This is a genomic window from Polynucleobacter sp. JS-JIR-II-c23 (assembly GCF_035011225.1).
Lineage (GTDB): Bacteria > Pseudomonadota > Gammaproteobacteria > Burkholderiales > Burkholderiaceae > Polynucleobacter.
This window is the reverse complement of sequence record NZ_JAYGQT010000001.1, coordinates 727,927-746,590: the sequence shown is the minus strand read 5'-3', so window position 1 is coordinate 746,590 and position 18,664 is coordinate 727,927. Positions and strand designations below refer to the sequence as shown.

General features: G+C 47.0%; 19 protein-coding genes. 10 read left to right on the top strand and 9 right to left on the bottom strand.

Going from position 1 to position 18,664, the window contains the following annotated elements; genetic code table 11:
- Positions 1–138: 138 nt before the first annotated feature.
- A complete protein-coding gene (locus VC159_RS03925) occupies positions 139–1,671 on the top strand; it encodes a DEAD/DEAH box helicase (RefSeq protein ID WP_323472789.1) in 1,533 nt (510 codons plus the stop codon).
- A gap of 2 nt (positions 1,672–1,673) precedes the next feature.
- Positions 1,674–2,246, top strand: a complete 573-nt coding sequence (locus VC159_RS03920; protein WP_323472788.1) for a chorismate--pyruvate lyase family protein — start codon at positions 1,674–1,676, stop codon at positions 2,244–2,246.
- Between the two features lie 16 nt (positions 2,247–2,262).
- Here the strand turns inward: VC159_RS03920 and VC159_RS03915 are convergent, their stop codons facing one another.
- Together VC159_RS03915 and hemC are read right to left on the bottom strand one after the other, a co-directional pair.
- Entirely contained in the window at positions 2,263–3,087 is an 825-nt protein-coding gene (locus tag VC159_RS03915; RefSeq protein WP_323472787.1) for a uroporphyrinogen-III synthase, read from the bottom strand.
- Between the two features lie 23 nt (positions 3,088–3,110).
- Entirely contained in the window at positions 3,111–4,076 is a 966-nt protein-coding gene (gene hemC / locus VC159_RS03910; RefSeq protein ID WP_323472786.1) for a hydroxymethylbilane synthase, read from the bottom strand.
- A 43-nt stretch (positions 4,077–4,119) separates the two neighbouring features.
- Between hemC and argH the strand changes: the two genes are divergently transcribed.
- The 4 genes from argH to VC159_RS03890 all read left to right on the top strand — a co-directional run bounded on the left by argH (position 4,120) and on the right by VC159_RS03890 (position 8,985).
- Positions 4,120–5,538 carry an argininosuccinate lyase gene (argH, locus tag VC159_RS03905; protein WP_323472785.1) on the top strand — a complete coding sequence of 473 codons (1,419 nt, stop codon included), beginning with the start codon at positions 4,120–4,122 and terminating at the stop codon, positions 5,536–5,538.
- 5 nt (positions 5,539–5,543) lie between these two features.
- Positions 5,544–6,095, top strand: a complete 552-nt coding sequence (locus VC159_RS03900; protein WP_323472784.1) for a TRAP transporter small permease subunit — start codon at positions 5,544–5,546, stop codon at positions 6,093–6,095.
- Positions 6,092–7,624, top strand: coding sequence for a TRAP transporter large permease subunit (locus tag VC159_RS03895; RefSeq protein WP_323472783.1), 1,533 nt, complete (start codon positions 6,092–6,094; stop codon positions 7,622–7,624). The genes VC159_RS03900 and VC159_RS03895 overlap by 4 nt, the downstream gene beginning before the upstream one ends.
- Positions 7,625–7,728: 104 nt before the next feature.
- The gene (locus tag VC159_RS03890) at positions 7,729–8,985 is read left to right on the top strand and encodes a hypothetical protein (RefSeq protein WP_323472782.1); all 1,257 of its coding nucleotides are present in this window, start codon (positions 7,729–7,731) and stop codon (positions 8,983–8,985) included.
- Between the two features lie 61 nt (positions 8,986–9,046).
- Here the strand turns inward: VC159_RS03890 and VC159_RS03885 are convergent, their stop codons facing one another.
- The 6 genes from VC159_RS03885 to VC159_RS03860 form a co-directional block, all read right to left on the bottom strand.
- The gene (locus VC159_RS03885) at positions 9,047–9,310 is read right to left on the bottom strand and encodes a Txe/YoeB family addiction module toxin (RefSeq protein WP_323472781.1); all 264 of its coding nucleotides are present in this window, start codon (positions 9,308–9,310) and stop codon (positions 9,047–9,049) included.
- Positions 9,300–9,557, bottom strand: coding sequence for a type II toxin-antitoxin system Phd/YefM family antitoxin (locus VC159_RS03880; RefSeq protein ID WP_216262299.1), 258 nt, complete (start codon positions 9,555–9,557; stop codon positions 9,300–9,302). The genes VC159_RS03885 and VC159_RS03880 overlap by 11 nt, the downstream gene beginning before the upstream one ends.
- Positions 9,558–9,668: 111 nt before the next feature.
- Positions 9,669–11,936: an arginine/lysine/ornithine decarboxylase gene (locus tag VC159_RS03875; protein WP_323472780.1), complete on the bottom strand. Its 2,268-nt coding sequence runs from the start codon at positions 11,934–11,936 to the stop codon at positions 9,669–9,671.
- The gene (locus VC159_RS03870; RefSeq protein ID WP_323472779.1) at positions 11,933–12,847 is read right to left on the bottom strand and encodes an ion channel; all 915 of its coding nucleotides are present in this window, start codon (positions 12,845–12,847) and stop codon (positions 11,933–11,935) included. Before VC159_RS03870 ends, VC159_RS03875 begins: the two co-directional genes overlap by 4 nt.
- A gap of 12 nt (positions 12,848–12,859) precedes the next feature.
- Positions 12,860–13,426, bottom strand: a complete 567-nt coding sequence (dcd, locus tag VC159_RS03865; RefSeq protein ID WP_071464932.1) for a dCTP deaminase — start codon at positions 13,424–13,426, stop codon at positions 12,860–12,862.
- A gap of 40 nt (positions 13,427–13,466) precedes the next feature.
- Entirely contained in the window at positions 13,467–14,309 is an 843-nt protein-coding gene (locus VC159_RS03860) for a formate dehydrogenase accessory sulfurtransferase FdhD (RefSeq protein WP_323472778.1), read from the bottom strand.
- Between the two features lie 161 nt (positions 14,310–14,470).
- Here VC159_RS03860 and metG point away from each other — a divergent pair, with 161 nt between their 5' ends.
- The 4 genes from metG to panC all read left to right on the top strand — a co-directional run bounded on the left by metG (position 14,471) and on the right by panC (position 18,149).
- Complete coding sequence (gene metG, locus VC159_RS03855; protein ID WP_323472777.1) at positions 14,471–16,141, top strand: methionine--tRNA ligase; 1,671 nt, start codon at positions 14,471–14,473, stop codon at positions 16,139–16,141.
- 103 nt (positions 16,142–16,244) lie between these two features.
- Positions 16,245–16,433, top strand: a complete 189-nt coding sequence (locus tag VC159_RS03850; protein WP_215357447.1) for a DUF3460 family protein — start codon at positions 16,245–16,247, stop codon at positions 16,431–16,433.
- On the top strand, positions 16,426–17,301 hold the full coding sequence (locus VC159_RS03845) for a segregation and condensation protein A (RefSeq protein ID WP_215357449.1): 876 nt from the start codon (positions 16,426–16,428) through the stop codon (positions 17,299–17,301). The genes VC159_RS03850 and VC159_RS03845 overlap by 8 nt, the downstream gene beginning before the upstream one ends.
- A complete protein-coding gene (gene panC / locus VC159_RS03840) occupies positions 17,298–18,149 on the top strand; it encodes a pantoate--beta-alanine ligase (RefSeq protein ID WP_215357461.1) in 852 nt (283 codons plus the stop codon). Before VC159_RS03845 ends, panC begins: the two co-directional genes overlap by 4 nt.
- Before the next feature lie 25 nt (positions 18,150–18,174).
- Here the strand turns inward: panC and VC159_RS03835 are convergent, their stop codons facing one another.
- A complete protein-coding gene (locus VC159_RS03835) occupies positions 18,175–18,663 on the bottom strand; it encodes a cupin domain-containing protein (protein WP_323472776.1) in 489 nt (162 codons plus the stop codon).
- Position 18,664: the final 1 nt, after the last annotated feature.

Genomic DNA, 18,664 nt, shown 5'->3' with positions numbered 1-18,664 from the left:
TTTCAGCGATTAGTTTAGAAGTCATAAACACAACAACGCTGCCGCTTGTCTGATGGTCGATGCCTTTGACCATCGCACCCTATAAAAAACAATGGGTGCAACATACGGAGACATCCCTTAAAGGGGATGTGTAATAGCATGACTTTTTCTAAAGAAACTAATCACGAGTCGAAAGACTCAAAGAGCACTGGAACTGAGTTCCAGAATTTTGCCCTAGCGGCATCACTCCTTAAAAACGTTGCTGAACTGGGTTATACCCAAGCCACATCCGTGCAAGCTCAGGTTATTCCTGCGGCTTTAGCTGGTGGTGACTTATTGGTCAGCAGCCAAACCGGTAGCGGTAAAACCGCAGCCTTTTTATTGCCTTTGATTAATCAACTCATCGAAGACAACCCGAACAACTCACCTGTACCAGGTCGCGCACAACCTAAAGTGTTAGTGCTCTGCCCTACTCGTGAATTGGCTCAGCAGGTTTCTGCTGATGCAGTGAACTTAGTTCGTGGCATGAAAGGTATCCGTATCGCAACTGTGATGGGTGGCATGCCTTACGGAAAGCAGATCCAGGCATTGAAAGGTGCGTTGTTAGTTGTTGCAACTCCAGGTCGTTTGCTCGACTTGTGCGATAGCAAAGCAATTCGCTTAGATGATGTTAAACAACTCGTAATCGACGAAGCTGATCGCATGCTTGACATGGGATTTGCTGATGACCTTGAGGCTATTGACAAGCGTTGCGCAGGCCGTAACCAAACTTTGATGTTCTCCGCAACTTTTGCGCCAAAGATTATGTCTTTAGCAAACGAGTTGACTACAGATGCCAAGCGTATTGAACTTGCTCACGCAGGTGAAAAGCACGCCAACATTGAACAGAAGTTACATTGGGCTGACAGCATGTCACACAAGCATAAATTGCTCGAGCACATTTTGGCTGATGCCGATTTGGATCAAGCAGTTGTGTTTGCAAGCACTCAAGTTGAGAGCGAAAAAATTGCTGACACATTGCGTGCCAATGGCTATGAAGCTACTGCCCTACACGGTGCAATGCCTCAAGCTGTACGTATGCGTCGTCTCGAGTCTTTACGTAAAGGTCACACCAAGATTTTGGTTGCGACTGACGTAGCGGCTCGTGGTATCGATGTGCCACGTATTAGTCACGTGATTAACTTTGGCTTGCCAATGAAACCAGAAGACTATACGCATCGCATCGGTCGTACAGGTCGTGCAGGTCGTAATGGTGTTGCTATCACTTTGGTTGAACATCGTGATCGCGCGAAGATCCGCAATATCGAACGCTTCACACAGCAAGATATCGTTGCTTCAGTCATTGCTGGTCTTGAGCCACAAGCCAAGCCAAGCTTTGGTGGCGGCGGTGGTCGTCCTGGTGGTGGTCGTTCTGGTGGCGGCTTTGGCGGTGGCAATCGCTCTGGCGGTGGCGGCGGTGGTCGTTATGGCTCAGGCGCTCGCTCAGAGTCTCGCTCTGGCGGCGGCTTCGGTGGCGGTAATGCTGGCGGCGGTCGTTCAGGTGATTCACGTCCAGCGCGCTCTGCTGACTCACGTCCTGCGCGTTCTGCTGACTCACGTCCGGCACGCTCTGGTGACTCACGTCCAGCAGGTGGCCCGCGTTTTGCTAAACCAAAGGCTGGCGGTCAACGTCGTAGCTTTAGCGGTAGCTAAAAATGATTCACCGTAATCGTCTCCGTTCTGCATGGAATCGAGTCGGTTCCGGTGAAATCCATCGGGCGCCACGCGAGTGGCAACCTTGGCTAAGCGATACCGGGTCTCTCACCCAAAAAATTGAGAACGCAATTGGGCAAAAGCTAGAAGTTCAGGTTTTGCGCGACTGTCCTCAATCACTTAATAGCGACGAAAGTCGCTATTTTCATTTCAAGCTCAGACGCTGCAGAGTACGTGAAGTACTGCTCTGCTCAAATGGCATTCCTTTAGTAATGGCACACAGCGTCATTCCAACACTCAGTTCCAGCGGCAGCAATCATCAGGTCTTGCGCTTAGGTACTAAGCCTTTGGGCGCAGTCTTGTTTAGCAAAACTCGCAAACACTCCAAGGCAAAGCCACAGCGCGATATTGCACGTCTAGATAAAAGCAGTGAATTGTGGAAAAAATACTCTAAGCACTTTGCTGACTTGAGTTCACCCTTATGGGCAAGACGCACCCTCTATCGCTTAAAGGGTCATCCCATCTTGGTTAATGAGATTTTCTTGCCTGCCTTACTACAGACTGCAAAGCGTTAGTTATTCGCTTTTACTTTTAGATTGTCAGCCAAGCCAGGGTTGACTTGATCAAAGCTTCATCACCTGGCTCACTCGTAAAGACTTCACCAAACCCAATCATTTCAGCCGCATCCGCAATATTATGATGTGGGCATAGTGCACTGGCGACATTGAGGTTTTGTATAAATTGGTCTTTCATGACTTCGCCGAGATACCGCACTGCCTCAGAGGATGTGAGCAACCAAAGTGATTTACTCAAATCCATTTCTCGTACAAGTTGCCAAGCAGGGTTATCAATATCCAAAGGTACGCGCGTGTAGGTTGAAATAGCCTCCACAGTTGCCCCTGCCTTTTTTAAAGTGTCAGCCAGCGAATCACGGCCACCCTCACCTTTAAAGATCACTACTTTTTTACCCTGCCAATTCCATTTCAGGGATTGAAGCTCTTTCCACAAACCTTCAGAGTCCCAGTTTTCGTTATTCCCCGGAATGATGATGGGGGTGGGATTATCTTCCAATCCGACACCATGATTTTTCAGGGCAAGATGACTGCTGCCACCCATCACTCCAATCGGAATAATCTTCTTAGAAAAATCTTGCCAATCTCGTTCCAATAAACGCATCACACTCTCGATGGCATTAGGACTTACAAAGATGGCAAGATCTGCGTCACTCAGGGTAGTAGCGATGTGGTCAGCTAAATGCCCATCCGACTTCGGAACAATCGTTAGCAAAGGCAGAGAGAGTATTTCTGGAAGACTACGCTTTCCTACACCGCTTGCCTCGATTGCCCTGGAGAGCACTTCAATCAATTGACGCGCTTGACCAGCAGGCCGAGTAACAATGATTGTTTTGGTGCTCATGCTGATGAAGATTGCGCTTTGTATTACTTGGGAAGTGCTGGAATTAAATCTGCGGCGCCTTGTGACAGCAAGTCCTTTGCCACTGCAAGGCCCAAGGCCTCCGCATCTTCAACTGACTTCACTTGAGCGCTACCATTAGCCAAGCAAATTGCTTGGCCATCAACACTCGCTACAAAAGAGCGAATGTTCATTTGGTTCTGATCCCATACTGCGTGCGCAGCCAGCGGCACTTCACATGACCCGCCTAATTGGCGAGACACCATACGTTCAGCAGAAACAGCAAACAAAGTTGGCAAATCATTGAGTGGAGCAAGCCACTGTTTGATATTGGGGTGCTTACTTAAAGTTTCGATGCCCAAGGCACCCTGACCTGCAGCAGGAGTGTAAGGATCGTATGGCAAGTAAGCGCGAATGCGTGACTCCAAACCCAAACGCTTTAAGCCAGCAGCAGCCAAAATAATGGCTTGATATTCACCTCGATCTAACTTGCTCATGCGGGTATCTAAGTTGCCGCGTAATGGCTGTATGACCAAATGCGGAAACTTTGCGCGCAACACCGATTCACGCCTCAGGCTCGAGGTACCCACAATCGCACCGTGCGGCAAATCCTCAAGGCCTGCATAGTCATTGGAAACAAAGGCATCGCGTGCATCTTCTCTGGCCATTACACAAGAGAGGTCGAATCCTTCGGGCATCACCATTGGGACATCTTTTAAGGAATGAACCGCTAAATCGGCACGGCCATCCTCTAATGCGGTTTCGAGCTCTTTCACAAAAAGGCCCTTACCACCCACTTTAGAGAGGGCTCGGTCCAAAATCTGGTCCCCAAGGGTGGTCATGCCCAAAATCTGGACATCGCAGCCTGGATAGAGCTTTTTCAGGCAATCCCGGACATGCTCAGCCTGCCACATGGCTAGGCGACTTTCACGGGAGGCAATTACGAGGCGCTTTGGAGCGTCAGATGGGGAAGAATTCAGGGTTGGGGACATAACATTTAAAATAATCAAAGACCTACACCAATATACTGTGTTTATGAGCTCATCAAATAATTCCTTAGCCAACAAAGCCCAAGCTTGGTCGGCCCGTTTTGCAGAACCTGTCGACGAACTCGTTCAGCGTTATACCGCCTCTATTGGCTTTGATCAACGCTTTGCCATGGTCGATATTGCCGGCTCCCTAGCCCATGCTGAAATGCTGGCGACCCAAAAAATCATTAGTAGCCAAGATTTGGCCGATATTCAAAAGGGTATGGCTCAAATTAAGAGCGAAATCGAGTCCGGACAATTTAATTGGCAGTTGGCGCTCGAAGATGTACACCTGAATATCGAAGCACGCTTAACAGCGTTGGTAGGCGATGCTGGCAAGCGTTTGCATACCGGTCGTTCACGCAATGACCAAGTAGCAACGGATTTGCGCCTATGGTTGCGTAGCAGTGTTGATGACATTGCCGTCACCCTTAAGTCTTTGCGTCTTGCGCTATTGGATTTAGCTGAAAAGCATGCTGCCACCATCATGCCTGGCCACACGCATTTACAAGTTGCGCAACCGATTACTTTTGGTCATCACTTGATGGCCTACTTTGAAATGTTTAGTCGTGATGCCAGTCGCTTAGTGGATTTGCGTGCTCGTTTCAATCGCCTGCCTTTAGGTGCAGCGGCATTAGCCGGAACCACCTATCCGATCGATCGTGAACAAGTGGCTAAGACATTAGGGTTTGATGGCATCTGCAATAACTCATTAGACGCCGTATCTGATCGTGACTTTGCGATTGAGTTCTGCGCCTTCTCATCGATTTTGATGATGCACGTATCGCGCCTGTCTGAAGAGTTGATCTTATGGCTGAGCCCCCGCTTTGGCTTCATCGATCTACCAGACCGCTTCTGCACTGGCAGTTCGATCATGCCGCAAAAGAAGAATCCGGATGTTCCAGAATTAGCTCGTGGTAAGACTGGTCGCGTTTATGGTGATTTGATTTCTTTATTGACTCTCATGAAGGGTCAGCCACTGGCATACAACAAAGATAATCAAGAAGATAAAGAGCCTCTGTTTGATGCAGTAGATACCGTACAAGATACCTTGCGTATTTTTGCTGACATGGTTCCGCATATTGAAGTAAAAGCCGAGGTCATGAAGAAAGCGGCTGAAGAAGGTTTTGCAACAGCAACCGACTTGGCTGACTATTTGGTTAAAAAAGGCTTGGCATTCCGCGATGCCCATGAAGCAGTCGCCCATGCTGTTAAAGCCTGCGTTGGCAGAAACTGCATGCTCACCGACCTCAGTCTTTCTGAGTTGCGCTTTGCATGCGGCTTAGATAATCGCCCTGAACTCATTAGTGATGATGTGTTTGCACTGCTCACCGTTGATGGCTCAGTGCAATCACGCCAACATGCTGGTGGTACCGCCCCAGACCAGGTTCTTGCCGCTATTAAACGGGGTCGCGCAGACCTCTAAAGTGCATGGGGTTTTGGTCCAAACTCTCTGCGGGGATTGACTACGTAAACCAGCTTCTGGGCAAGGCAGCCAGCATCATGATTTTGCTGTCTTGTATCGTATCCGCACTCAACGCCTTACTCCGCTATGGATTGGATGTCAGCAACAACTGGCCACTAGAACTGCAGTGGTATCTCTTTGCCGCTGCAGTCATGCTCGGTACGTCTTACACACTCAAACGCAACGAGCATGTACGGGTAGATTTAATCTACTCCCAACTCCCTGATCGAGGACGTTTGTGGGTTGATCTCTTTGGCTTAATCTTCTTTTTAATGCCAGCCTGTCTCTTATTTGCCTGGCTCTCTTGGACGACACTCTTTTACCCATCATGGTTAGTGATGGAGCACTCTTCAAACTCTGGTGGATTGGCGCGCTACCCCATTAAGTTTGTAGTGCCCTTTGGGTTTTTTATGCTGAGCCTGCAAGGTGTTTCAGAAATCATTAAGCGTATTGGTGCTTTGCAGGGTAAAACAACTCTCCCGACCGAAGACCTTCATTACGAAAAGCCCATGCAATGATTCCATTAGAGTGGATGCCACCCTTGATGTTTGGTGGGCTGATTGTCTTTATGTTAATCGGCTTCCCGGTTGCATTCTCTTTAATGGCTGCGGGATTATTTTTCTCAGCCATTGCGATTGGCGAAGGCTTCTTTGGCCTCCCATTTTTGCAAGCTATTCCGCAACGCATCTTTGGTAGCGTGCTCGCCAATGATCTACTGCTAGCCATTCCCTTCTTCACTTTTATGGGCGCCATCTTAGAGCGCTGCGGCCTCGCAGAAGAAATGCTCGACTCGATGGGCCAACTATTTGGGCGCGTACGTGGCGGTCTTGGTTACTCCGTCATCATCGTTGGGTTTATCTTGGGCGCTATCACTGGTACTGTCGCCGCTCAGGTGATCGCTATGGCGATGATTTCCTTGCCGGTGATGATGCGTTACGGCTACAACATGCGCTACGCTACGGGCGTTTTAGCAGCCTCTGGGACCATTACACAGTTAGTGCCCCCATCATTAGTATTGATTGTGTTGGCAGACCAACTTAAAACACAAAGCGGCAGTGCAGATGTGGGCAGTATGTATCTCGGTGCATGGGGTCCATCGCTTTTGCAGATCGCCCTCTTTGCCCTATATACCTTCTTCCTGAGTCGTGTTCGCCCTGACTATCTACCGCCCGTACCTGAAAGCGATCTCACGCTCAAAGGCTGGGCACTTTGGAAAAAATGTCTCATGGGGATCATCCCATCAGCGGTCCTGATCTTCCTGGTTCTGGGTACCATCATGACTGGCATTGCCACTCCTACAGAATCTGGTGCTATGGGCGCAATGGGAGCTCTACTCTTAGCGTGGCTTCGCAGAGCAAGCATTCCGAATCTCAAAGGACTGATTCAAGAGGCCTATCAAAACACGATGCGTATTACTGCCATGGTGGTTTTTATTCTGATTGGATCTACTTGCTTTTCTGTTGTGTTTCAAGGAGTAGATGGTGGCTTCTGGGTAGAAGAGCTTTTCTCTAATCTTCCTGGTGGTTGGATAGGCTTTCTGATCGTTGTGAATTTGTTTGTTTTCTTCTTGGCTTTCTTCTTAGACTTCTTCGAAATCGCCTTCATTGTTGTGCCGATGTTGGCACCAGTGGCCGTTAAATTACTTTCACCGGTATTGCTCGACTCTATGAATGGCAACCCTCAAGCAGCAGCTAGTGCCGCCTTAGTTTGGTTTGGAGTCATGCTCTGTGTAAACATGCAAACCTCTTTTATGCACCCACCTTTTGGCTTTGCCCTCTTCTACCTTAGAGGGGTTTCGCCCAAAGAGGTGAAGAGTAGTGATATCTACTGGGGCGCCCTCCCCTGGGTGGGCCTACAGTTGGTGATGGTTGTGCTGGTGATGGCCTTCCCCGCGCTGGTAACAGCACTCTTAGATAAGCCTGCCCCTGTGGCTGAAAGTAAGGACTTTAATTTCACAGGGGGCGAAGAGGGTAAGCCAGAAGCGCCTTCAACGAAGACAGATGAGGATGCTCCTGTGACATTTCAACTGGATAAGCCAATCAAGTAATACACCCTTCAATTAAAGGAGGGGTTTTCCCCAAATTCGTGCCAAGAGTGGGTCTTTGTCTTAAAAATCCATTACGCTAGTGAGAATTCAAAATGGTTAACAAAATGAAATTTTACTCCTTAATTCGCAAGACACTTCCATTGTGGATATTTCCCTTCGTGCTAAGTGGTTGCGGATCAGCAACAGCCCCTGACTTCAGCGCGATGTCCTCAAAGTATGCCAACACACTGGAGCAATATCAGATCAATATGATTTTTCAGAATATTTTGCGCTCATCTGAAAATCGTCCTGTTAGCTTCTTAGATATGCCCACCATTAATGGTTCAGGCTCAATCACTACAACACCCTCCCTTGGCGCCTTATTTGCTGGCGGGGCTTTTCCGGCAAACGCTAGCTACCTACCCATCAGCGGAGGTTTGGCAACGCTCACGCCAGGTGTATCACTAACTGTTGGCAATAATTTCAACTTCACACAATCCTCTCTAGATAATGCCGTTTTCTGGAAAGGCTACTTAAGTGAACTGCCAATTGAAAACGTGAGATATTTTGAACACAATCACATTCCCAAAGAAGTACTACTAAGCTTAGTAGTAGATGAGATCGTGATAACCAAGCCAAATGGCGATACTCACACGCTCATCAATAATCCGTTGAGACCAGAGCATCCTGAGTTTCAAAAACATCTATATAAATTAATTAACTATGGTTTGGGTGCCTATCTCGTAGATACATCTCAAAAAATAGGTCCGCCAGTGAGCGCCAACAATATTAAGTCTAGGTTTGGTGACAACGCTTTCCAGGTAATGAAAGAAGCCGGGATAACCTTACAAAAAGTAAATGGCTCATCAGAGCTGCTATTTCAGCCCATTCAAGTTTCAATGCAATACAAGCTTTGCATTAAAACCAATAAGTATGAAAACTTTATACGGCAGGAATATGGCCCAGAAATATTCTGCGAGGAAACTCTTGCCGAGCAAACTAAGCAGCCAAGTGCAGCCAAGAAACTGCAACCGAAGATCGCTATTCGTATTCGCTCTACAAACAATATTTTTGAATATTTAGGGGAAGTGGTAAGAGCACAATTAAATACACCACCCTATCTTGTTACACTCCCGCCAACTGCGACTACATTTCGGGACAATAAAGGCTCTAAAAACGAATTTGCTTTATTTATAGTCGATAAGAATAAGCCAACTCCGAGACCCTTCGCAGCTATTGAAGCCTTGGATGACAGCATCTATAGCATCCCAAGCCAAGACAATGGTTACTCACCTCTCGCAATTAAGCTGCTAGCCCAATTTATGTCATTACAAAAAATTCCAGGAAGTATTCCGGCTTCACCATCGGTATTGCTGAAATAGAAACTGCTCTAGCGTTAATAAATATGGCCCCTAGGGGCCATATTTATTACAGAGTCATGCATTACTCGTAGTGGTAGCGGCAGGCAATAATCACTAGCTGATCTTTTTCAATGGCATACACCAGGCGGTGAACATCATCAATTCTTCTAGACCAAAAACCTGACAGACTCTCCCTAAGCTCTTCCGGCTTTCCGATCCCCTCTTTGGGATTTCTCAAGGAGTCTTTGATTAAAGAGTGAATACGCTTTAAGGTTTTCTTATCTTGCCCCTGCCAATAAACGTAGTCAGCCCATGCTGCATTTGTCCACACCAACCTACTGAGCATCCACCAAAGCCTTTGCTTTGGTCTGTCCTTTGCGATATTGCGCCAATGATTTCTCCAAATGCTTTACGTTAGCCGGAGATTTTAATAAATGGAATGTTTCCATCATGCTGTTATAGGTATTCAAAGACATGACTACAGCATCCTCCGCATCTCTGCGTGAGATCACAGCAACATCACAATCAGCCACTACCTGATCAATGACTTGTTTAAATTGATTTCTAGCATCGGAAAAATTGATGACTCTCATGGCAACCTTTGACTTGTTCAATATATCGTACAAGTATAAAGACTAACCAAATACAGCGCAAGTAAAAAACCCCGCTTTAGCGGGGCTTTAGGGCGCAAAAAGTGAGGTGGATCAAAGCGTTATGTCGCGCTCTTGCCTTACACAGTCAACGTAGTACTCGCTCTTGCCATCGATGCTGGCTTTTACGAGCCCATGAATATCCGTCTCGAATCCAGGGAACTTCTCATTGAAGTCTCTAGCGAAGTAGAGGTAGTCAATGATGCGTTTGTTAAAGCGCTCACCCGGAATCAACAATGGAATGCCTGGGGGATACGGAGTAACCAACATGGCCGTTACGCGCCCCTCCAATTGATCAAGCGGCACACGATCCACTTCTTTGTGTGCCATCTTCGCCCATGCCTCTGAAGGCATCATGGCTGGAACCATATCTGAGGTGTACATCTCAGTAGTCATGCGCGCTACATTTCGGCTCTTATAGAACTCATGAATTTGCTGACAAATATCTTTTAAGCCAACGCGCTCATATCGTGGATGTTTGGCGACAAACTCAGGTAATACTTTCCAGAGCGGAGCATTTTTATCAAAGTGATCTTTGAACTGCTGTAGCTCGGTTACAAGTGTGTTCCAACGACCTTTGGTAATACCGATCGTGAACATGATGAAGAATGAGTAGAGACCGCACTTCTCAACGATCACGCCATGCTCAGCAAGGTACTTAGTAACGATACTTGCAGGAATACCCATAGAACCAAAGTTGCCCTCAATATCCAAACCAGGCGTAACCACTGTTGCCTTAATAGGATCGAGCATATTGAAATCTTTAGCCAGCTTACCAAAGTCATGCCAAGCAGCAGAGGGCTCCAATACCCAATCTGAACGCTCGCCAATACCCTCTTCGGCCAGATGATCTGGGCCCCAAACCTTGAACCACCAGTCAGCCCCAAACTTATCATCCACCTCGCGCATAGCGCGGCGGAAGTCCATTGCTTCAGCAATCGATTCTTCAACTAGAGTTGTGCCGCCAGGAGACTCCATCATGGCTGCAGAAACATCACATGAAGCAATAATGGCGTACTGAGGACTAGTAGAGGTATGCATCAAATAGGCTTCATTGAAGCAATCTCGATCTAGCTTGGTATCTTCTGCATCTTGAACCAACACCTGTGATGCCTGGGATAAACCAGCCAGCAACTTATGGGTAGACTGCGTTGCAAACATCAAACTCTTCTTAGTGCGCTTACGATCTGAACCAATCGCATGCATGTCTTTATAGAAAGGATGGAAAGCCGCATGCGGCAACCAAGCTTCATCAAAATGCAAAGAGTCCACCTTACCGTCTAACATCTCTTTAATCATTTCAACGTTGTAAACGATGCCATCGTAAGTGCTTTGCGTCAGCGTCATTACACGAGGTACAACATTCTTATCTTTGATGAACGGATTAGCATCAATTTTCTTCTTAATGTTTTTCCATTCGAACTCTTCTTTAGGAATGGGTCCAATAATGCCCAAGTGATTACGCGTAGGCATCAGGAAGATGGGGATTGCGCCCATCATGGTGATGGAATGAATCACAGATTTATGGCAATTGCGGTCCACCAAAACCACGTCGCCAGGAGCAACCGTAGAGTGCCAAACAATCTTGTTTGAAGTCGATGTGCCATTGGTAACGAAGAACAAATGGTCTGCATTAAAGATGCGCGCTGCATTGCGTTCACTCTGCAGCACTGGACCTGTATGGTCTAGGAGCTGACCCAACTCCTCCACGGCGTTACAAACGTCAGCGCGCAACATGTTTTCACCAAAGAATTGATGGAACATTCTTCCTACTGGACTTTTTAAGAAAGCAACGCCGCCGGAGTGACCTGGGCAATGCCAAGAATATGAGCCTTCAGAAGCGTAGTTAGTTAACGCGCGGAAGAATGGCGGCGCTAATGAATCTAAATACACTTTGGCTTCACGAATAATATGACGTGCCACGAATTCTGGAGTGTCTTCATTCATATGAATGAAACCGTGCAACTCGCGCAAGATGTCATTAGGCATATGACGTGAGGTACGTGTCTCGCCATACAAGAAGATAGGAATATCTTCATTACGTTTACGTACTTCAGTAATAAAAGCACGCAAATTATTTAAGGCTGGAAGATCATTATCTTCAGAGTCGGAATCAAACTCTTCATCATCAATTGAGACGATGAATGAGGATGCACGAGAAGCTTGCTGAGCGAACGAAGTCAGGTCACCATAGCTGGTTAAACCAATAACCTCCATGCCTTCATTCTCAATCGCCTCGGCGAGGTCACGAATTCCCGAACCCGAAATATTTTCGGAGCGGAAGTCTTCATCAATAATGATGATTGGAAAACGAAATTTCATAAAAACTCCCCTACTAATTTATCCGAGACATTCGGAACCCACTTCTCAAAGTTGGCTAGATCTATTATCCGACTGCCATCTGGCGAAACCGTGACTATATCGACAAAAGTCGCATTTTGCTGCACATCTCTTGGTAAGTAAACATGGCGAGCATAGACTTGATTGGCCAGGCTCTCGTGATATCCCGTAAAGGTAATCAAAAGGTGCCAATGGCCGTTCAATTCGGCTTTACCCAAGAAATCTTTTAGTGGACTTGCCTCATCCACGCTATGCATCGCCGTCCAGGTCAAGGAAAAAACCGGGCTCTCGGAGCGATGGAGCTGCAATTCAACGGATCGACGATAACGCTCCCCCTCGCTTGTCATGCTTTCTGCAATGAGCCATAAGCGTAACTGCGCCTCCACAATATGGGAGCTGCGATCATTGGCTACGCGGAACTTCAACGTCTTGATACCGTCATGATTACCAACCACAGCTACTTTAGAGAAACGTATGCCTGCGGTAGGCCTAGTAAAACGCGCAAAAGCTAAACCTGTAGTCAGCGCGGAGTAAACAATTCCAAAGAACGCCTCAAACGTCACAATCGCATTCGGCCAACTACCAACCGGAGTCATTCGGCCATATCCGATGGTTGCCATCGTTTGCACACTAAAGAAAAAGACATCCAATAAAGATCCTGGCCGGGCATTGGTAATGGCCCCGTCTCCACATGCGATATAAGCAAAAGCAAATATAAGGTTTGTACCAAGATATACAAAAACAACTAGCAACATAAAGCTAGTCCAGGTGGTACCTAGCAGCCAATGGTAGAAATTATTCTCTGGACGCGCCATTTCTGAGCGCGAGAGTGTGGCGCGATATTCTTCTAGATTAATCCGCGATGGACGGCGATTAAATAGAAATTTACGCACTGCCGTTATGGCTTAGGTCTTAGGCAGGGTAACGCCCCGCTGACCTTGATACTTACCACCGCGATCTTTATAAGATGTTCCACACACTTCATCACTCTCAAAGAAGAGTACTTGCGCACAACCTTCACCCGCATAAATCTTTGCAGGCAATGGTGTGGTATTCGAAAACTCTAAAGTGACATAACCTTCCCACTCAGGCTCAAATGGCGTGACGTTCACAATAATGCCGCAGCGAGCATACGTACTCTTACCAACGCAGACAGTTAATACACTGCGTGGAATCTTGAAGTACTCAACTGTTCTTGCCAATGCAAAAGAGTTTGGTGGAATGATGCAAACATCACCCTTGAAGTCAACGAAGGATTGTTCATCGAAATTCTTCGGATCAACGATGGTGCTATTGATATTCGTAAAGATTTTGAATTCGTCTGCGCAACGAATGTCATAGCCATAGCTTGAAGTGCCATAACTTACAATTTTGTTACCGGCGGCGTCTTGGCGAACTTGCCCAGGTTCAAATGGGCTGATCATGCCTTGCTCGCCCATGCGGCGGATCCAGTGGTCTGATTTAATAGTCATGACCGAATTGTAAAACCTTCGCCCTCACCTGCCGACGAATTTATTGGGGTTTTTGGCTAAAAACGACCCTCTCAGGGGCGTTATAGATCTCAAAGTGTTTGCCAGAGCAGCGAGAGAGGATGGTGAGATTGGTTTTACGCGCCAGCTCCAGACCCATCAAGGTCACACCCGAGCGGGTCAGAAGGAAAGGAATACCCATCTGAGCCCCCTTGATCACCATCTCTGAGGTCAGGCGCCCAGTAGTAAAGAAAATCAAATTCTTGCCTGGTTTATTGACTAGCCACATCAAGCCAGAAATGGAATCTACTGCATTATGGCGGCCAACATCTTCAATAAAGTGCAGCAGTCGCACCCCATCCTGACCATCTCGCTCAAAGACCGCACAGGCATGGACCGAGCCAGACTTCTTGTAGATGGTGTCGTGGATTCGAATGGAGTCAATCAAGGCAACTATTGCCTCTTGAGAGAGTAGCGGCCCCTCGGGAAGCTGAATTGCATCCATCTCCTCAATCAACCCACCAAACATCGTTCCCTGACCGCAACCAGTCGTTACTACCCGTTTGCTGGTTAGGGCATCAATATCCACCGTACTACGGCGCGTCTTAACAGCAGCTGAATCCGTCTCCCAGTCCACTTGGATACTCTCGATATCGTCCGGAGACTCCACAAGACGCTGATTACGCAAATAACCCAAGACCAAAGCTTCTGGGGCGCTCCCCAAGGTCATGAGCGTCACTACTTCTCGCTTATCCAAATAAATGGTTAAAGGGCGCTCCCCAGGAATATGGGTAGTTTTAAGGCGACCCAGCTCATCCATGACCTCGACCTCATGCACCAAGGGCACTGAGGCAGAAGACATCTGAATGGTTGGTTTTGCTGCCATAAAATACTCTCTAAGGTCGGGCTGAAGTCAATTTTATCGGGGTTTAGGAACGCTCTGCGGAGCTTTACTTTAACCGCAGACTAAAATCACTGCATTAGCCAGCATAATTGAGTGCTGCACCCTATTTAACCTTCTTACATTCTTATTTAAGTCCGCATTACATGAGCAGTTCTCAACGCCGCCTTCTTGTTACCTCCGCCCTGCCGTATGCCAATGGTCAGATCCATATCGGCCATTTGGTGGAATACGTACAGACCGATATTTGGGTGCGCTTTCAACGGATGCGTGGCCATGAGGTGCATTACGTTGGCGCCGATGACACGCATGGCACCCCTATCATGTTGCGCGCTGAAAAAGAAGGCATTACCCCTAAAGAACTCATTGCTAATGTTTGGAAAGAACATAAGCGCGACTTTGATAACTTCCTCATCTCGTTTGATAACTACTACACCACAGATAGCCCCGAGAATGAGAAGTTAGCGCAAAGTATTTATCTCAAGCTGCGTGATGCTGGCTTGATTGAGAAGCGTGCGATTGAGCAAGCTTACGATCCTGTTAAAGAAATGTTCTTACCGGATCGCTTCATCAAAGGCGAGTGCCCTAAGTGCGGCGCTAAAGATCAGTATGGTGATAACTGCGAAAAGTGTGGTGCAACGTATTCACCTACAGACCTGAAGAATCCTTTTTCAGTAGTGAGTGGTGCAACCCCTATTAAAAAGATTTCGGATCACTATTTCTTTAAGTTGTCTGATCCACGTTGCGAAGAGTTCTTACGCGACTGGACGCAAGTCAAAACACCATTGCAGCCTGAAGCTCGCAATAAGATGAAAGAATGGGTTGGTCAGCCCGGTGACAGCAAGTTGGGCGACTGGGATATCTCCCGCGACGCCCCGTATTTCGGGTTTGAGATCCCTGATGCGCCAGGCAAGTACTTCTATGTGTGGCTTGATGCCCCAATTGGCTACTACGCTAGCTTCCTCAACTATTGCCAAGCTAAAGGCCTTAATTTTGATGAATGGGTCAAGCCAGATACCACTACCGAGCAATACCATTTCATCGGTAAAGATATTCTGTATTTCCATACTTTGTTTTGGCCTGCTACTTTGAAGTTTGCTGGCTATCGCACACCAACTAACGTATTTGCTCATGGCTTCTTAACCGTAGATGGCGAGAAGATGAGTAAGTCACGCGGCACTTTAATTTCTGCAAACAGCGTGATTGAGTGTGGCTTTAATCCTGAGTGGTTCCGCTATTACTTTGCGACTAAGCTTAATGACAGCATGGAAGATTTAGATTTAAATCTTCAAGACTTTGTTGCGCGCGTGAATAGCGACTTACTCGGTAAGTACATCAATATTGCGAGTCGTAGCGCAGGCTTCTTAGTGAAGCGATTTGGTGGCGTAGTTTCTGATGAAGCAATGAGTAATCCATTGCTCAAAGAAATTGCTGCTGCTAGCGAAAAAATAGCTGAACTCTATGAGGGACGCGAATATGCAAAAGCATTGCGTACCGTGATGGAGTTGGCTGACAAAGTTAACGGCTTTGTCGATGAGAACAAGCCATGGGAAATCGCTAAAGATCCAGAACGTGAAGCGGATTTGCAGCGGGTTTGCAGCATTACGCTGGAAGCATTCCGGATGATGAGTCTGTACCTCAAGCCAGTGATTCCTCAAGTTGCAGCTGGCGTTGAAGAATTCTTCTCCTTGCCACCCCTCTCCTGGGAAGATATCAATACACCGCTCTCCAGCAAGAACCCTATCAAGCCCTATAAACACCTCATGACCCGGGTCGAAGCCCCTCAAATTGAGGCTTTGCTGGCTGCAAACTTGTAAAAATAGCCCTAAAAAGCACCTATAATGGCGGTTGTAGTCCCTAGATAACTTTTCGAATTAATTTCATAAGTTATTGAATTTATTGAGTATTTTAGGAAATGCCATGGCAAGATATCAATCTGAAATCACCCAGTTCTTAACTGAACTCAAAACTGAGCATCCAAACCTCGAAGCTGAACAGCAGGCTGGTCGCGCCCTCCTTTGGGACAAAGAGCCATTAAGCGTTGAAGATCAGCGTCGCGCCAAAGAGGCGAAACTCAAGCAACGCGCCTACGTGTACTCGAATGACTAATCAAGGCAATGAGCCTAGCGCTCAGCCAATATCGGATTTACTCGATAGCACTCCATCGGTTACCGATGGCATGTCGTCTGCTTTCGCCAAACTGTATGGCGAACCACTTTTTAAGCTCCCTACTGATCTTTACATTCCACCAGATGCACTGGAAGTTTTTCTAGAGGCATTTGAAGGTCCATTAGATCTATTGCTGTACTTGATTCGCAAACAGAACTTCAATGTTCTCGATATTCCAATGGCGCAGGTTACTCAACAGTACCTGAGCTATGTTGATCAAATCCGTCATCACAATCTTGAACTGGCTGCCGAGTATCTACTCATGGCTGCCATGTTGATTGAGATTAAATCTCGCATGCTCCTGCCAATGAAGAAGGCAGACAGCGAAGAAGAAGTAGAAGATCCTCGCGCAGAATTAGTACGTCGCCTCCTAGAGTACGAGCGTATGAAGTTAGCAGCGCAAGAGCTTGATCAGATTCCACAGCAAGGTCGTGACTTTCAGGTGGCTCATGGCTATGTTGACACTACCGTTGCCATTGCTTGGCCAGACGTCAATGTTGAAGATTTACAAATGGCCTGGCGTGATGTTTTACACCGCGCCAAACTCACTCAGCATCACACCATTACGCGTGAAGAATTATCAGTGCGCGACTTCATGACGCGTATCTTGCGTCGCCTGCAAAGCACCAAATTTGTAGAGTTCAGCGAGCTATTTGAAGAAGCCATTAATTCTGGCAAAGGCATACCGGTTGTTATCGTGAACTTCATTGCGATGCTTGAACTCTCACGTGAAGCCTTAGTAGAAATTACTCAAGCTGAGCCTTATGCCCCGATTTATGTGCGCCTCGCCTATACCCCTGTTGCATGAAAATCATTAGCGACATACAAGAATTACGTGACCATTTAAGAGGTCAAAACCGCGCTTCATTTGTACCGACTATGGGCAACCTTCATGAGGGCCACCTCTCATTGATGCGTCTAGCAAGACAGCATGGTGATCCTGTAGTCGCTAGCATCTTTGTGAACCGTTTGCAGTTTGGTCCTAACGAAGATTTTGATAGCTACCCCCGCACTATGCAGGCAGATATCGATAAACTGGAAAAAGAAGGTGTGTACATCTTGTTTGCACCTACTGAGCGAGATCTCTATCCACAACCGCAAGAGTACCGAGTCGATCCACCACAGCAATTAGGGGACATCCTTGAAGGTGAGTTCCGCCCAGGATTCTTTAAAGGGGTTTGCACCGTTGTATTGAAGCTCTTTTCTTGTGTACAACCCAAGGTTGCCGTGTTTGGCAAAAAGGATTACCAACAGCTGATGATTATTCGTCAGATGGCTAAGCAGTTTGCCTTGCCAGTAGAAATTATTCCTGGTGAAACGATTCGTGCAGATGATGGGCTTGCCCTCTCATCACGCAACGGCTACCTCTCAGTTGAAGAGCGCGCTGAAGCACCAGAGTTAATGAAGGTGCTCAGAGAAGTCCGGGAGCGCGTCATCCAACTGAAGGATCGCAATAGTCAATCTATCTCCGAGATTGAAAAAGCTGCAGTTGCTTCTTTAGCGAAACGTGGCTGGCAGCCTGATTACATTGCCATTCGCCAACAAAGCGATTTAGCCCCTGCAAGCAACGAGCAATTACAAGCTGGCGAGCCACTCGTCATTCTGACGGCAGCTAAGCTGGGCAAAACTCGACTGATTGATAACCTCGAAATCTAAGTGTTGGGGTCGGTCAAAACATTGATCAAGCCCTCGTAAGGGTCTCAATAGCCTTGATGTTATCTGCAGAGTGGCCAAGCTCTCTTAACAAGATCTCCCGCTGACCAATTTCAAAATCCGCAAACTCAAATCCGGGTGCTACAGCACAACTCACTAAACAAAACGAGTTTTGATGTATGGGTTTGGCAGCAAACCAAGTATTGGCTGAAATAGTGGCTTGCAAGCATTTCGAATCCAGTCCCAATTGAATGGTTTGCAGCTCTTTATTCTTATCAAAGAAATAGATACTGACATCGCAACCACTATGAAAGTACCAAGTCTCATCTGATTTAATCCGATGCCATGATGAGAAGTCGCCGCCTGATAGCAGATAATAAATACTGGTGTAGGCACTCTTTAGTCCTGCGCCTTCAGCACTAACCATAGTTGGCGAACGATACATTTCTCGATAAAAGCCACCCTCAGGATGCGGGAGAAGACTGAGATCTTCTACTAGAGAATTCACTGTTTGCATA